We start from the raw sequence: 16,266 nt of genomic DNA on the forward strand, positions 1-16,266 counted from the left end.
CCTTAAATATTGGGATCGGGGAACTGACGTTGAAATACCTGAGTGAGAGGAAGAAGCCTGATTTGAGCATGAATTTTCATTCTAACGGTTTTATCGTAAAGTCAATCGATAACAACCAGGAAACGTATTTGGGTGTAGATGGCGATTGTTGGAACATTGATGAGGATACGGAAGGATTAGAGAAGCAGGATAGAGACTATATAAAAAAATATATATCTCAAACCATTGCAACTTCATGGTTAGACGAACAAGCAATAGATGCCTGTTGTGATTTGAGTTTTGTGAATAAGTATATTAAAGCCTGTATTAATGCCAAAATCGACTTTCAAGTTTTATTTTGTAAAACCAATAGAACAAAGCCGAGTTACCTTTGGAATATAAACGAAGATACACCAGAAAATTTTAGATTTATTGGATTCGATTATGCCTATCCTGGAGGAAGTTTTTACTCTTGTGTATTTAGTGATTTATATACAAAGCGAATTCCTGAACTATCTTTTGTTGGATTAAATGAACATGGTTTGATACCGTCTGAAGAATTGTTAAAACAGTTTATTGAAAGACGAAATGAACTGATAGAAAAAGACCGTGTTGGTCGATTTGAACAGGGTGCATTTGCGACATATAAACTTTGGCAGTATACAGGGGAATACCCAATAAATCTAAATTATTGAACTGAAAACAATGCATACGTAAGTTTTCTCTCGGTATTCAACTAACGGAAACTATAGCACAATAACACAACTATGGGAGGCTGCCGCGGCATGATGGGTTACCTCCATTACGTTAACGGGCAGGATAGCGTAATTTCCAAATATTGGAATAGTATTAAGTATAACGACGGAGGGTGAGAACTCGTGGACAATAAGGTGCACTCACTCAGAGGACATGAAGTTCAACACAGGATTCTTTTGAAATGCAGAAACTTTAATTTGGAGGAATCATGAAGAAAAAATATAGGGTATCTATTGAAATAAAAGCAATTGGAATATTAAACACAGTTTATAATAAATGACTAATGAAATCATGTAGTTGTAATTAAGGGAAGTATGGTTTATCAAATAATCTTGAACTAACTGGGAACGATAGCTCAAAGCATCTTGGAACAGTTTTCCGTAGACAACTCCCTCCATTTTTTCCGTTTTATGAGCAGTTTTGCGTAGGAGGTTACTTATTTGCAGAGAGTTAGCAAAATTATAATAATGCTTATCATTTCAATCTTGACTTTTGTCTCCATACTGGTTGTCAATGAGAACTATAAATTAAAAGAACGAGCGGATTCTGTAAAACATTCTATAACACTTTCTCAAATACAGTGGGATCTTGTCCAATTAGAGGGGGCAATAGCTTATCAGATAGAGATTCACTGGATTCTGCCTTCTCATGTGAGTGAAAAGGTTGGTGATGTTCTGCAAGATATTATGGTGATTAGGGAAGTTAACTCAGGTATTAGCGTTTTATCTAAAAAAGACGAAGAGTATTTGGACAGTCTTTATCATAGGCTAAGTGATTACTCACATGATAATATGGTTGAACCGTTGAACGAACTAAGCCAGAACGAGATTGAAAAACTTATAAAATTAAGAAGAGCATTACGAGACGTAGGATGGGGAGTTGGATATTCGAACTCAGGACATTGGGATTCATTCATTGAAAAACTAATAAAATTATTACCTCAGATTTGAAATTACACAATAAGCCTATTTGCACAATATCACTACATGCAGAATTTTTAATGGTGTTACTTTGATCATGTGCTAACTTTCGAAAAAATACTCAGCACTTACTGTTAAAGATTACGCTAACGGAAACGAGAACTCAATACTTACAACACGAGGCTGCCGCGGGATTGAACGGCAGGCTTTGCTCACCTAACTGGCAGGCAGTTTAGTGAAATACTCTTACACAATCCCGGCAGATAATAAACGGCTGATTAGGACCATTACAAGTCCTCATCAGCCGTTGTTTCTTTATACGAAGGATCAAATGATATCTATTGCACCCGTTGGGAGGTTGTGGATCTTATGAAGATAGGAGGTCACATGCTCGTCTTCATGCATCGGATAGTCATAGCCGAAACATTCGGACACCGTTAACGCCAAATCCCGGAATAGAGTTCCCATCTCAAATAAAGCCTGCCAGATTCGCTCATAATCTCCGTCTGAAAATGTTCTTACAAATGAACCCCATTTAGACGCTTCCAAGTATTGCTCGAAATATTTGCCCTCTTTCCCTGTCTCCACTTGAAAGCTCGTTCGAACCCCGATATACCACGTGATCATTCGCATCAACATGTCCCGCACCGGGCCTTCATACGTACGCATGGCATATGGAAGCTGTCGGCGCCACAATCCCTTCGCCACATAAGTACTTACCCACCAAAACTCGTTGCAGCAATTATAAAATTGAATCTCAGATGGAGGAGTCGGCAAATAATCGCGATTGCTGGGCGATGGCACACTGTCGAAGAGGCCGTCCTTATCCAGCAAAATTACGGTTTGGCTATCATGGACATAATGGTCAAGCTGATCCGTCTGGAAAAAAGTGAGGTCGATTCGGTTCCCATCCTTAAACAGTATGAGAAAAGCAAACCTGTTGAAATGTTTCGCATGCGGGTTATCCATTCTGTCCGGTGTCTGCATAATCAAAATGTCGCCAAAATAGGATATCCACCTTTGATCATCAATAAAAGACTGTACAGAATCAACAAAGTATACAATATCGTAATCCTGAAAAATATCTCTAGTTACTTCGGGATTTGCTCGCGAGCCATTCATCATAACTGCCCGAATATTCACGTTGTTTCTGGCAAAATCACGAATGATCTGTAGCATTTTGACTTCATTACGCATCAAAGATATCCTCCTGTAATTTTATATATGGAACACACGGTTCAGGCACAGGAGGAGGGGCTCGGGCATGGTTCCGTTATAACTTATCTAACATTTTCTTCATGCTTGTATCATCTACCTTCCCATTGATTGGTTATTATCAACTTATCATTAATTATTGTAACATATGTGAGTAGATATGCGATTGCATATTGAACTAACGGATACGATAGCTCAATAATAATTGTATTGTCTAGGCTGCCGGCGATTCACTGGGCAGCCTATTCCGTTAACGGGCAGATTTGCTTAACCATACATAAATAGTTCCATAGAAAAATCTGAACGGAAATTCCTGAATATGGTAATATAAAAGCAAAGACATTAGAGGTGTAATATGAAGCATCAACCTCCAGATTGGGAAAGCAAATATGGTTACTCTGAGATAATAAAAGATAAACTATATCTCGGCGGTGAAGATGACATAGACGAGTTGTTGTATGGAGCAGTTGAAGCCCGTAATATCAATAGAACTGGAAAATTCGAAAATCAACCAACTCCTAAGATTGATGTTTGGATTGATTTAAGAGACATTAGGTCTTCAAATCGTAATGTATATACGCCAGAAGGCATTGAATATCTTGCATTTCCATTTCGTGATGGTGAATTAAATGAAGCGAAAGAGTTTTTACCAAAAGCAAAGGAAGCTCTTCAAAATAGGATCGAACAAAACAAACGAATTCTTGTTACTTGTCATCAAGGAAGGTCACGTTCTGTTATGTTACTACTGTGGTTTTTGGGTGAAAAAGGGGGCTCTTTTACACAAGCTTTTAAAGATATAAAAACAAAGCGCCCAATCATTGCGCCTGATAAAAAATTCAAACCTTTAATTGAAGAGTGGAAGCGAGAATACCCAAATTGAGTGAATGACTTAACTAACGGAAACGATTGTGGAAGCCCATAAATACGGCGAAGTGATGTGGCACGTGATTGCCCACGAGATCCACCATATCGGTCAATTATCTATATGGTCACGAGAAATCGGAAAGAAGCCGGTTACTGCAAACTTGATTGGCAGAGGGTTATACGATATTTAATGTTGATATATCCATTTAAACTAACGAGGAACGATAGCACAATAATAACTCAGGCTGCCGGTTACTTGGCAGCCTGTTCAAGTAACGGGCAGGTTAGTGGAGTTGTTACTTTGAGCGGCTCCTCTTTTATTTTCATTAAGGTATCGTGCAAGAAAGTTCAATAAGTTTGCCTTGGTACGCATTTGATACCAATATTAGAACGAATCCATCTAAATTAAATTATTTTGTAGATAAGTTTCAAGCGTTATTATAATATCATCCAGAATAATCCAAAGGGTGATAAATATGAGCGGTAGTTGGCATGATTCGTATTTAGGAAAACTTCGCAAAGTGGTTGGCACTCAAAAGATAATCGTAAACTCAGTACGAGCAATCTTACTTGATAATGAAGGTCGTGCCTTGTTTATTAAGCGTCATGGTGATAAAAAATGGGGTATGCCTGCAGGAGCTATGGAACTAGATGAATCCGTGTTTGATGCGATGAAACGTGAGGTCAAAGAAGAAACAGGGCTTGACGTTTTTCAGGCAACATTAATTGCTATTTATTCTTCTCCAACAACACAAACATTCACGGACCGTTGGGGGAACGAGCATCATGTAATTGAATATTTATTTCAGGTGGATAATTGGTCGGGTACTCTTGAAAAAGCGACAGACGAAAGTGTAGATGCTGAATTTTACGCATTGGATAATTTACCAGAAGCTTCAAGTGAGCTTTTTGCAAGACATCATCAAAGAGTATTTAAAGATTATAAAAAGTTCGATGGAAAACTAATATTGGAATAGTTGTCGGCATTCAACTAACGCAGAACGATAGCGGAGGAGCTTGCAGCGTGCAGCTCCTCTTTATTCATTGAAGAAACGGACAGTTTAATGGAGATGTAAGACGCTGGAGTAATAATTGAAGTAATAAAGATTGATTAATAATTATATAGAGGAGTTTAAGAAATTCATGAAAGATCTCACATACCCTATCATTCGATTTTCATTATCAAGCTTGAAGGATTGGAGAAACGAAGCCTTCATAACAGAGTTACTCCAATCGATTAACAAGTTTGGCAAAGATTTCATTCCTCAAAACTACGATCGGTTTCAAGCTCTTAAGAGAAAATATAATCCGGAAGATATAAGTGAAGTGGTTGATCTATTCATGAACCGGGAGACTCTTGCTTGCATCCAGGACTCTTCAATTCCTTCTATAGATGGCTCTCTTCTTATGGAGAAAAGAAGAGGACATAAAATCAGTTATAATATCTCTTGGAAAAAAAGCAATATAGTAGGTTTCAATTCCTTTAGTATGAGAATTGATATTAACTTCCTACTAAAAAGCCAAACCAATTTTCGCACTGCTTTAGAGCTATTCAAAGAAATCATAAGTATTACGGAGCCCATTCGAGGTATTATTGTGAATGAAAACATTCCAGGCGCGTTCGGCGAAGCAGAGAATCTACGCGTGATACACCCTGAGCTTCACTGGATCAACTTGTTTGGCAAGCCTTATATTGAGTTATTCGGGCGAGACAAGCTTTTAAGCGCCCCTTGTTATCATGTAGAGGAATTAAATAAAGACGTAATCGCTCTTCAGCTAACTGAGAACCCTTTCGAACCTATACCTGAAGAGGATAGGCGGTTGGTTAAACAGCATTTGGGGGAAGAAGCATTTGTCTCGGACGGTTTTACTTATCGCTATAACGAGATTGAGAAAAAGAAAACAAAGGTTCCGGATTTTGATTTCTCCGAAGTCATGTTTGATTCAAATCTTCCTATTGAACAACTAAAAATTACAAATATGTATAACAAATAATTAATCTTTTATGGGGCCAGTATTTATATTATTGAACTAACGGAAACGTTTGTTCAATAAACTGTAGAATGAGGCTGCCGGTATAATTGGCAGCCTTCGTTGCTTTATCGAGTAGGAGATTGCGAAAGGAAATACAGTGTTGAATGAAGAAATAACCTCTTAACGGTAATAAGAGGAGAGGAGTTTCTAAATGGAAGAGAAAATGGTTCTATATCATTTTGAAGAATTAATTAAAACTTTAATTACATTATCTTTTTCAGCAGAAAAACAAAAATTTATTATCGGTATTGGAAATGTGGCGGACGAGTTGGTAATAGACTTCGATACTCATTTTAACGAAAAATTGGCTATTCTTTACATAGAAATAGGAATGCTATCAACAAACGATATAATGAAACTCAACGAGTACAATAAGGTTCTTAATGAGAAATGTTTTAGTCAAGAAGCGGATTTTTTTACTGATTTTGAAGAATTAATAATCAATCCAGTATGGGAAGAAATTAGATACGAGTCATCTAGACTCCTGAAATCCTTGAACAAAGACAATCTAGATATAGAGGTAACAAGAGAAGTCACTAATAATGTTGAATGGACGAAAACAAAGTTGATTCAGATTAATTAATCTATTGTGCGACTTGGTTGCTGAACTAACGGATAACGATAGTTCAATCAATAAGGGCTGCCGCGAGGTGGCCCTTTGCTCCGAGGGACGGGCAGTAGAGCGTGGTGGCCAACGCTAAATTATTGGGCAGATTTGTGTAGTGATACAGTGGAATATGGTAAAGTAATTTTAGTTCAGAGGGGAGGAACCTTATGGGCTTAGATATTTTATTGTACGATAATAAAAACAGTCTTGTTTCGATACTTGAGATAAAAGCAGAATTACATGAAGCGATATTTGCATCCCATAAACGTTGGAATAGCTATTTACATCTGAGAAAGCTCTATGACTATTATAGTACCAACGCGGAGCTCAGCGGAGAAGGACTGGAAGGACTGGTAAATGACTTGGTAAACTATAAGTCCCTCATGGTTGTCGAACATCAAAAAGCATTCCATCTGTTGCTTGAAGCTTTATCTGATAATAAGGTCAAACGAGTCCGAATTAATGGCGATTAGTGCTAAACTAACGGCGAACGTTAGTGTAGGAGCTGCCTTGTAGTAATGCAACATGTTTTCATTCATGAGTATTAAAAGTGGTATTCACTCCATACACATAATCAATGAGACTCTGTATGGAAGGATCAAAAAATGAAAATCGTACTTTACGCCATAATCGCAATTATCTTCGTTATAATAGCTTGCAGTAACTCATTTAGCGAATCTGATGCTGTGAAAATTACTTTATTAAAGATTCATGAATTAAACGAACCTCATTTAAATGTGGATTTCCCCAAACGAACTGGATCTAAGACAATGAAGGTTCCGATAGGTGGAATGTACGGAAATAAAACCATTTTAAAGTTAACCACCCATGTTGAAATGATTGATAAACAAACATATGAAGTTACGCTTATCAAAGATTGGAATTACAAGGTGAATGATATAATAGTGCTTAGTTATTGGAAGTTTAGAGTTAATGAAAGTAATGTCATATTGTTAATGAAAGATGATAAGGATGATTTAATGGCGATAATTGGATAATATTAAACTATTTTAGAGGCCATTTTATCACCAATATGATTAAAATAACCGGAAACAACATTGAAGGGGCTGGCTTCGCGGCAGCTCTTCTTTGTGTATTAAAGTAACGGGCAGGATAGTTTGGAATTACATAGAAGTGTTAAAGGTTTAAAGAGGTCAATTAAATGGAGGAATAGCATGTATAAATATTTAGCACTTAATGATCAAAATTTATTAGGCGGTTCATTCTTTACATATCCAGGAGTTGAATATGGGAAAGAAAGTGCAAAGTTTAGGGGATCATTAATTACTTTATTTGCAGAACCTGTATATAAAACAGATAATGCTTCCAATGCTTATACATATGTGATCCTAGTCAAAGATAACAATCAGAATTCATGGATTTTTACGATTTACGAAGGACCTAGCGGAACAGCAATTGGTTATAACGGTAAGGGAGATAAGGAAACGGAAAGGGCAGCTGAAGCCTTGATAAATGAAGTTAAAATGACGATACCTAGTGATTTTGAAGAAGTTGTTTTTTATCATGATTTTGGTAATAAAATCACATATGGATGTAGTAATGGGGTTTGCTATTTTTATGAGGAATTAGGTGATATGAATTTGGAGCTTGATCAGGAATAGATAAGCTTCATAACGCATACGGATGGCAGGTAAAGTAATCAAATCCAGAACATTTTCCTTTGGAACCCACCTGCAATCGCTCATTTCATCAGAAGTAGCTAATTCTCCACCCACAACTTTACACACGAAGGTATACTGGATTTTCTTCTAGAAAAAGTGGAAACAGTATCACATTTAGTTGTAAGAAAAAGCTATGATGAATAAAAATGAAAAAAGATCAAGCAGTCTGCCAGTAATATACTCGGTGGCCTGCTGTGCTATCTGCAAGATTAGCGTAGAAACACATTTCTAATGGATTGACATGGGAGCGCATGTTCGTTATTGTGAGTGTCAATATTATACAACGATTAGGAGGTGAATCTCTAATGCATGCCGGCAAATCGAATGATAGTCTATCGCTTGAACCAGATACAAAGACTAACAAAGTTATTTTGGAATATGATTTTCCTGAGATAAAGGTGGGCGTCGCTGAATATAAAGAAGGTCCAACTGGATGTACCGTTTTGTACTTTCCAGAAACAGTTAGAGCAGCAGTTGATGTTAGAGGAGGTTCCCCTTCCACATTCACTACCGACAATCACAATTTTTCTGCAGGCGAGCGAATTCTTGACGCAATTTGTTTAACTGGTGGTTCCGTTCACGGATTAGAAGCTGTGACTGGAGTTACTTCTGAATTATTGGCCCAGAGCGGTTACTCAACAAGTTCTATGCCCAGAGTGGCGGCAGCAACCATCTATGACTTCGTCGGAAGAGATAACGCCATCTACCCAGATAAGCAACTTGGAAAAGTTGCCTTTCTAAGTGCACAAATAAACAAGTTTCCTATGGGTGCAACTGGTGCAGGACGTTCTGCAAAGGTTGGAAAAGGATATAACCAGTGGGAAACGGGAGGCCAGGGTGCAGCTTTTCGGCAAATCGGTCCGACGAAAATTGTAGTGTACACAGTTGTCAATTCGATGGGAGCCATCGTAGGAAGAGATGGTTCGATTGTAAGAGGTTATTATGATATCCAAACAAATTCACGCTATATTAACCTAGATCATCTAATGGATGACTCTGTTAAGAAGCTTGGAAATACTACATTGACAGTAGTCGTAACCAATCAGAAGTTGCCTCCAGTTTCTTTGCGCCAATTGTCCAAACAAATACATACTTCTATGGCAAGAGCAATATATCCTTTTCACACAATTGACGATGGTGACGTTTTATTTATGGCTTCAACCAATGAAGTAGATAACCCAGAACTTAATGCTGGTCATATTGGATTAATTGCATCAGAGTTGGCGTGGGATGCAGTATTAAGTAGTTTTGAAATAAATAATTAGTGTAAACTTCCGACCCTTGTGCCAGTCTGTTGTTGAACTAACGGAAAACGTTAGTTGCATGCGTTAAAACGATGAGGCTGCCGGCAAGATCGGCAGCCTCATTACGTTAACGGGCAGATTTACTCCAAAATAAGGAGTGCTATTGTTGAACAGAACCTTGCTTTGCTACGTCTTTTTGAAGGTGGATGCATAAGGAGGGATTCTTTTGAAAACGAAATACGTTTTGATTTTAAGCGGGTTGCTTGTGGGGATTCTTATAGTTTTATTTATATCTATTGAGATTGGAAGTCGTCATGTACTTACTCCGCTGCAAGATCTAAGTTCTACTGAATCACCGCAAGCATCTGCCTTCATAGATCTTGTTCCTGTTTCTGCTCCTATGCCAACCTTAGAAATAGCAGCGGCTTCACCCACTACTCCTCAACCGGTACCTGTCGAGAAACCATTAGTCCTTTTCAAAGGACAGATTGAACACATCTTTTTTCACCCTTTGATCGCATTTCCAGAGCTGGCCTTTGATGGAGATTCTATGGCGCAAGGCTATGATGACTGGTTCGTCACGGTGAAGGAATTCAACAAAATCCTAGATTCGTTATACCGCAATCAGTATGTACTCATTGACATTGGTTCGTTATATACGGAAAAAGAAGGCGTTGTAAAGCCCAAAGAGTTATGGCTGCCCGTTGATAAAAAACCCCTCGTTCTCTCTATTGACGACCTCAATTATTACACCTATATGCGCGAGAATGGCAATGCCTCTCGACTAGTCTTGGATGAACTTGGAGAGGTTGCGGCTTATTTCATAACGCCTCAAGGGAAATCAATTACGGCTCGAAATAATGAAATTGTCCCTATATTGGATGATTTTGTTCATGCTCATCCCGATTTTTCTTGGCAGGGAGCTAAGGGCGTTATTGCCCTAACTGGATATGAAGGCATTCTGGGGTACCGCACTGATCAACTAGACTCTCCTAATTATATGAACGCTAAGGAAGGTGTGCTTCCTGTTATTAAGCGCTTGAAGGAGACTGGTTGGTCGTTCGCCTCGCATGGTTACGGGCATTTGGATACAGCCAAAATAACCTTGAATCGATTCAAGCAGGATACGCTGCGCTGGAAGCAAGAAGTGGAGCCGCTGATAGGTGCCACCTCTATATACATTTATCCATTCGGTAGCAGTGTGCTGTCTAAAGATAGCAAATACCAATTCCTTGTGGAGGAGGGCTTTCACATCATGTGTTCCGTGGGTCCGGTTCCATACCTAGCTTTTAAAACGGACAGCGTCATGATGGACCGGAGGCATATAGATGGCATAGCACTTCACGACCAACGTTCAAGGCTGCTTCCCTTGTTCGACAGCCTGGAAGTTTGGGATTCTATAAGACCGGGACCGGGTCCAAAATAAATAAAGAGAAGAATTCGCTGTCACAGCAAATCCTTCTCTTTATTCTTATGACCTTGATATACAGTCAAGTAAATTTAGAAGTAACTTGATCGATTGTAAAGGAGCTTGCAATCCGGAGCTCCTTTTTGTCTTGTTGAAGTAACTGGCAGGATAACGCAGCAAAATGTTGAATTCTCTGGAAGAAATAATCACCAGAGGTGAGATATGAAACAATTTGAAGGTAAGGTAGCGGGAAATACAATGATTGACTCATTGGCGGATATTGATTGGCATGAAACAACCCCAATTTTGAACAACTTGTTTACTTCGGGGGCTGAACTGACGCTTAGCCCGCTTTCGCCGGGGCTTGAGGCGAATGTGGTTAAGATCACGCATGGGGAAATGCATTTTGTACTGAAGGTGTGGAACAAACGCTCGAAACCTGACGTCATGCGCCAATATCGCCTTTTGGAAGCTGTTCATCGTCAGGGAATCCGCGTATCCGAGCCGATCGGCTATGGTCGAACCGAAACTGGGGACGCTGTGCTGCTGACCCGTTATCACGGAACTACAGTAACGAAGGTGAGTCCGAGCATTTTTAAGAGAATTGCCGCTGTTTTAGCCGACATTCACCGGCTGCCTCCGGATGGATTGGAGGGTAGGGCGTTAGCTAAGTATGATTTTGTTGAATATTTTTTCCCGGGGATCGAAGCGTTTCCGGCGATGAAGGAGGAACTGATCCGTCTCGTCGGTTCCGCGGATATGAAAATGGACCGGATTATTCACGGCGATTTCAATTTAGGTAATATTCTAGAAAAGAATGGACAATACACGGTGATCGACTGGACGAACGGGCAACTGGGGGATCCTAGGTATGATCTGTCATGGGCTTGTCTGCTTCTGCGTATCTATTTGAGCGAGAGCAAAAGCCTTACGTTTTTGTACAAATATCAAGAGGAAATGCCCGTAGCAGCAGGGGAGTTGGAGATCTTTGAAGCGCTTGCCTGCCTGAGGTGGTTGCTGCTCGACCGAATCGCTGGAGTGCCCAAACACGCGGATACGATGAAGAAAGTAAGAAAAATCGTCAGGGACAATCGATTTTTAAATGAGTGTGCTGCTGTAACGGCAACTCCCGCTCGATTGGAGTGATGTAGACTTTTTCGTCAGTCATTACCCCAGAAGAGTCAAGGTTTATAAGATAGATATAAATTGTTCAGCTAACGGAAACGATAGTTGAATGAACACCCTGGACGAGGCTGCCGGTTTGATCGGTGGCCTTCATTACGCTAACGGGCAGATTAATTTTTGCAAATAAAGGAAAGGGCTAAGCCGTAGAGAAATGAAAATGGAATAATTCCATTTATTGGGGGCAATTAATATGCAAACTATTCAAAGGGACATGAGTTTAATGGACAGCACATCGTTACTGATTGATTTTCTCTTGAAGAAATATAAATCAGAAAAGAAAGGGACTCTGCAAGTAATTGAACAATTATCAGACGAAGATATTGTATGGGCACCCACACCTGAGAGTAACAGCATTGCCAATTTAGTGGCACACATTTGGGGAACTGTTCATCAGCGAATTGAAACCGTATTCTTTAATGTTCCAGATACTAGAGACAGAGATAAGGAATTTGATCGTGGTCTCCATCTATCAAAAGAGCTTGCTTTGGAGCTTATTGCTAAGTCTTTTGACCGTATTATTGAGGTTCTGGAGAAGGTAAAAGCTAAACCTGAAATGTTACTTGATCAACCTTATTTGAATTTGCCACCTCTAACAAATAGCGGAGTAGACAACCAAGCTACTGTCCTCGAAATGATTCTGCATCAATTTAGACATTTGCCCGGTCACACAGGACAAATCACATACATCGCCAAAATAAGGAAGGGATATTTACAGTGGTAGTTTTGCTTATAAATGATCTAAATGATCTATTGGTTAATGTGGAACATTTATATTTTAAGTATTATCCAAAGATCATTAAGCTATTGTAACAAATTGAAATCTTATATTCATGTGGCATTAATGAATCAAGCCTATAATAAAACACGACCCCCTTTTAAATATATATACTCAGACCCTCAGCCCTCGTTGCTGTGGGTCTCTTTTTTACCATTCAACTAAAGGGCAGAATAGTTCAAAGCGAATGAGGAAAGCAACACGTAGTGGTATGCACTCGTGTTGCTCTCAGTGTTCTAAGATCCAAGTTTCTTAACGATAGGGATCCAAATTTCCGTTTCATACATGTTGTTTCCCCTATCGTAAACCATTTCAAACTCGGGGGCATTTGCGAGTTCGTAATTACAGGTCGGAAACCATTCCCCCCAAATACGCTTCCACAATTCAAGAATACCACTCTGTCCGTCTGGGTTGATGCCGGTTGAGAAAATTGCGTAGGTTTGAGGTGAGATATGAAGCTTTTCAAACCCTCCCTGCAGGCCACTCTGAGGTAAAAAATAACCGATCATGTAGGAATAATTCTTGCCTTTGTTGTATTTTATCCCATGAATCTGACCATTTTCACCCAATTCCGCTGCAGTACGAATTCGATCAACGGTTCCGTCGGAAACACACTTAGTCCAAAAAGCGGGTATTTCAATAAACCCATCGACACTGACCACAGTCGATACGCCGAACATTTCAAAAGCTTGTTTGTCCTCGATTTTGTAATTCATCTCCACATCTCCTCGAATCGAAATATGAAAGGATAACCGAGGATAGGCCTTTAGTGCCACGCCTTTGTCGCGCGCTGACTTTGGCATCACACCGTGCATTTTTTTGAACGCTCTAGAAAATGCCTCTGGCGATTCGTAACCATACTTCAAAGCGATATCGATGACCTTTACACCACTTTTTTGCAGTTCAAATGCGGCAAGAGTCAGCCGTCTGCGCCTAATATACTCTGAAAGCGGCACACTGGCTATGAACGAAAACATCCGCTGAAAATGGTAGGTTGAGCAACAGGCAATTCTAGCCACTTGGTCGTAATGAATTGCTTCAGACAGGTGTGTTTCTACATATTCCATTGCGCTGTTCATGCGATCCAGCCAATCCATACAGACCATCCTTTCAAGATTAATTATAGGAGATAAAGAAAATTGAAACCTTGCAATCCATGCACCGAAAGATCATGTTCGAGATTATATTAATAAATCCTCTATTGTTGGTTACTCAACTGTAGTCTGCCTAGATGTTCAGCTAACGCAAAACTATAGTTGAGGGGCTTGCTTCGCGGCAGCTCCTTTTTTGTTTATTGAAGGACGGGCAGGTTAACGTAATTACTCAATCAATTTTCGTTGACTGTAAAAAGTTGGATTAGTATGATTGTTATGAAATAAAGATTTCCCGAAAGTGAGGCTTTCACATGTCACCAGGCATTCATTTTATTAAATTGAGGTAACAGCCGGAGTTTGGGAAAAGTTCATTCGATTGTTCAATCACGACTCAAATACCAAGGAGAACTCATGGACCCAAAAATAAAATCAATGTTTCTGGACGAACATACCGTAGAAGGCGCTGCGCGGTTTGGCGTCAGCTCAAAGGAGTTGACTTTCATTGGAGGCTTTCAGAACTTTATTTATTCCTATAATCGCGATGAATTGAAATATATTCTCCGTTTTACCCCGAGCACTCTTCGCACTTGGGACGGACTTGCAGCTGAAATAGAATGGATTCGTTATCTTTCTGAGAATGGTTTGTCGGTCTCAGATTCGGTATATTCGGTTGATGGAAAGGACTTCGAACGAATCCAAGGAAATATGATTGATTTCTACGTGACCTCCTTCAGACACGGACCCGGTCGTAAAATTGGATACCCAGAATGCCTAGGTAATTCCATACTTTATGAACAATGCGGACGCATGACCGGCCGTCTCCATGATCTTGCTAAGGAGTACAAACCTAGGGCCAAAAGACATACGTGGGAGAATAATGAATACCTCTTACGGGCCGGAAATTATATACCGTCAGAGCAGCAACCAATTCTTCTTGCCCTTGATGAACTTAAATCACATTTGGCTAGCCTGCCTGTAACTGCTGATAATTTCGGTTTAATTCACGGGGATATCAATGTAGGAAATTTCACGGTTGATGAATCAGGGGAAATGACGCTCTTCGACTTCGACGAATGCCAGTACAGTTGGTATACCGAAGACATTGCCATCCAGCTCTATTACTTGCTGTATGTATTCGGGGAAGATTCGAAGTCGGAACGGAAGTTACAGTACGAACTTTTCATTAAACATTTCGAGCAAGGTTATACAGAGGATGGCCGTCAAATGCCTGACGGCTGGAAGGAACAGCTTGGGCTCTTTCTTAGATTACGAGAAATTATCGTATTCGTCGGTATGCACCGGAGCTGGGATTTAAGTCAACCAGACGATTGGACACGCGATTTTTTGCAAGATAGTCGCATGCGGATTACAAAAGGAATATCGTTGATCGACGAGTTTTGAACACCTGAAATTGCAGATATTATTGAACTACCCTGAAAATCTCACATAACAGAGCACTAAAAATGGCAATACGAAACTAGGCGCAGCTATGATGTTTTTTTTCAAAATGCTGCGTCTCATGTTTTATTATGAGCGAGGTATTATGAGGCGTCGGGAACAGCGATTGTTACTGTAAAGCCAAGATTCTCTAGTCTACGAACGGATTGTTTGACGATGAGATCTTGCTGACGTTTTTCAAAATAATCAGCACCTAAATCTCGGTAATCTTCGTTGCGAGTTAAAAGATGGTAGGCGATCTTCATGATGGGCAGGATAGTTCGAATTATGTCTTGTTAAATGGCCATCCAGTCTAATACTTAATTTTCAGTGAACATCAGACCGCAATGTTTCATCACTTTATGGCATTATGGAGTTTCACCAAAGTCGAACCATTTGGTAACTCGTTTTACTTTGGTAAAACCTAGGTAGGTATACCGAATCGTGACTTCTTGAAGGGGCTCTTCGTCGTACCGAACGACGACTCCGTAATGGATAGGTGTCTGCTTATTCGAGTTCACTTTATTTGCAAGAATGGTTCGAATCTCTTGATCGGATAATTGCGATAGGATAGATGCGTCATGAAAATCCATAAGTTTAGTCGCTGGGTCTGTCTGATCCCCCAAAAATTGCACAAGGCGGCCGGAATCATAGGTAATGCCAAGTTGAACGCGATTCGGCATCTTCTCGCCATTGACAGTCACGCTTTGAATGTCGATATCCGATTCGCTCCTATTGACAACCTCAATGGTATAAACCTTATAATTGCCGACCGGTTCCGTATATACGGTCAAACCGTTATCAATCAACGGGTCGGCACGATGATACCAAATGATAGCTGCAATCATAATCATGACAGCCAAAGCGCTTATCATGGCTACAAGCCGTGAAATACCCGTAAGTCGTTTCAATGGCAACCCTCCAGCCAAAGTTATCTCATCACCACCATACCATATTTCCCCCTTAGGTTACGATCCTAATGTCGTCTCGTTCCCCTCGGTCATGGCAATAATTAATCTCTTACGGCGTTACGCTAACGGGCAGTAGAGCGTGGTTGAACAGCTAT

Annotated in this window: 17 protein-coding genes and 1 pseudogene; 15 read left to right on the forward strand and 3 right to left on the reverse strand. The window is 39.9% G+C overall.

The genetic code is table 11. The features are described from left to right. Nucleotides 1-62 precede the first annotated feature (62 nt). Together QFZ78_RS00645 and QFZ78_RS00650 are read left to right on the forward strand one after the other, a co-directional pair. Nucleotides 63-674, forward strand: a complete 612-nt coding sequence (locus QFZ78_RS00645; RefSeq protein WP_307544475.1) for a hypothetical protein — start codon at nt 63-65, stop codon at nt 672-674. Nucleotides 675-1,175: 501 nt separating this feature from the next. Beyond that, nucleotides 1,176-1,685 carry a hypothetical protein gene (locus QFZ78_RS00650; RefSeq protein ID WP_307544477.1) on the forward strand — a complete coding sequence of 170 codons (510 nt, stop codon included), beginning with the start codon at nt 1,176-1,178 and terminating at the stop codon, nt 1,683-1,685. A 297-nt stretch (nt 1,686-1,982) separates the two neighbouring features. Here QFZ78_RS00650 and QFZ78_RS00655 read toward each other — a convergent pair whose 3' ends face one another. Next, nucleotides 1,983-2,852, reverse strand: a complete 870-nt coding sequence (locus tag QFZ78_RS00655) for an aminoglycoside 6-adenylyltransferase (protein WP_307544479.1) — start codon at nt 2,850-2,852, stop codon at nt 1,983-1,985. A 373-nt stretch (nt 2,853-3,225) separates the two neighbouring features. Between QFZ78_RS00655 and QFZ78_RS00660 the strand changes: the two genes are divergently transcribed. The 12 genes and pseudogenes from QFZ78_RS00660 to QFZ78_RS00715 all read left to right on the forward strand — a co-directional run bounded on the left by QFZ78_RS00660 (nt 3,226) and on the right by QFZ78_RS00715 (nt 12,615). Beyond that, nucleotides 3,226-3,750 (forward strand): protein-tyrosine phosphatase family protein, encoded by a 525-nt coding sequence (locus QFZ78_RS00660; protein WP_307544481.1) that lies wholly within the window; start codon nt 3,226-3,228, stop codon nt 3,748-3,750. Between the two features lie 31 nt (nt 3,751-3,781). After that, nucleotides 3,782-3,925, forward strand: a pseudogene (locus QFZ78_RS00665) (DinB family protein); the annotation flags it as partial. Nucleotides 3,926-4,210: 285 nt separating this feature from the next. Continuing rightward, entirely contained in the window at nt 4,211-4,711 is a 501-nt protein-coding gene (locus QFZ78_RS00670) for an NUDIX domain-containing protein (protein ID WP_307544483.1), read from the forward strand. 166 nt (nt 4,712-4,877) lie between these two features. Then, nucleotides 4,878-5,729: a protein kinase family protein gene (locus QFZ78_RS00675; protein WP_307544485.1), complete on the forward strand. Its 852-nt coding sequence runs from the start codon at nt 4,878-4,880 to the stop codon at nt 5,727-5,729. Nucleotides 5,730-5,919: 190 nt separating this feature from the next. Continuing rightward, the gene (locus tag QFZ78_RS00680) at nt 5,920-6,351 is read left to right on the forward strand and encodes a hypothetical protein (RefSeq protein ID WP_307544487.1); all 432 of its coding nucleotides are present in this window, start codon (nt 5,920-5,922) and stop codon (nt 6,349-6,351) included. Nucleotides 6,352-6,542: 191 nt separating this feature from the next. Beyond that, the gene (locus QFZ78_RS00685; protein WP_307544488.1) at nt 6,543-6,848 is read left to right on the forward strand and encodes a hypothetical protein; all 306 of its coding nucleotides are present in this window, start codon (nt 6,543-6,545) and stop codon (nt 6,846-6,848) included. 132 nt (nt 6,849-6,980) lie between these two features. Continuing rightward, a complete protein-coding gene (locus QFZ78_RS00690) occupies nt 6,981-7,373 on the forward strand; it encodes a hypothetical protein (protein WP_307448881.1) in 393 nt (130 codons plus the stop codon). A 177-nt stretch (nt 7,374-7,550) separates the two neighbouring features. Beyond that, nucleotides 7,551-7,997 carry a hypothetical protein gene (locus tag QFZ78_RS00695; RefSeq protein WP_307544490.1) on the forward strand — a complete coding sequence of 149 codons (447 nt, stop codon included), beginning with the start codon at nt 7,551-7,553 and terminating at the stop codon, nt 7,995-7,997. Between the two features lie 365 nt (nt 7,998-8,362). Continuing rightward, nucleotides 8,363-9,322 carry a P1 family peptidase gene (locus QFZ78_RS00700; protein WP_307544491.1) on the forward strand — a complete coding sequence of 320 codons (960 nt, stop codon included), beginning with the start codon at nt 8,363-8,365 and terminating at the stop codon, nt 9,320-9,322. A 205-nt stretch (nt 9,323-9,527) separates the two neighbouring features. Continuing rightward, on the forward strand, nt 9,528-10,727 hold the full coding sequence (locus QFZ78_RS00705) for a polysaccharide deacetylase family protein (RefSeq protein WP_307544493.1): 1,200 nt from the start codon (nt 9,528-9,530) through the stop codon (nt 10,725-10,727). 204 nt (nt 10,728-10,931) lie between these two features. Further along, nucleotides 10,932-11,855, forward strand: a complete 924-nt coding sequence (locus QFZ78_RS00710) for a phosphotransferase family protein (protein WP_307544495.1) — start codon at nt 10,932-10,934, stop codon at nt 11,853-11,855. Nucleotides 11,856-12,084: 229 nt separating this feature from the next. Next, complete coding sequence (locus QFZ78_RS00715) at nt 12,085-12,615, forward strand: DinB family protein (RefSeq protein ID WP_307544498.1); 531 nt, start codon at nt 12,085-12,087, stop codon at nt 12,613-12,615. Nucleotides 12,616-12,905: 290 nt separating this feature from the next. On the opposite strand, the gene QFZ78_RS00720 is transcribed toward QFZ78_RS00715, so the two are convergent. Beyond that, complete coding sequence (locus QFZ78_RS00720) at nt 12,906-13,766, reverse strand: AraC family transcriptional regulator (protein WP_307544500.1); 861 nt, start codon at nt 13,764-13,766, stop codon at nt 12,906-12,908. 408 nt (nt 13,767-14,174) lie between these two features. On the opposite strand from QFZ78_RS00720, the gene QFZ78_RS00725 reads away from it, so the two are divergent. Further along, nucleotides 14,175-15,164 (forward strand): phosphotransferase enzyme family protein, encoded by a 990-nt coding sequence (locus tag QFZ78_RS00725; protein ID WP_307544502.1) that lies wholly within the window; start codon nt 14,175-14,177, stop codon nt 15,162-15,164. Between the two features lie 404 nt (nt 15,165-15,568). Here QFZ78_RS00725 and QFZ78_RS00730 read toward each other — a convergent pair whose 3' ends face one another. Continuing rightward, nucleotides 15,569-16,111: a hypothetical protein gene (locus QFZ78_RS00730; protein WP_307544504.1), complete on the reverse strand. Its 543-nt coding sequence runs from the start codon at nt 16,109-16,111 to the stop codon at nt 15,569-15,571. Nucleotides 16,112-16,266: the final 155 nt, after the last annotated feature.

The sequence above is a fragment of the Paenibacillus sp. V4I5 genome (genome assembly GCF_030817255.1).
Classification (GTDB): Bacteria; Bacillota; Bacilli; order Paenibacillales; family NBRC-103111; genus Paenibacillus_E.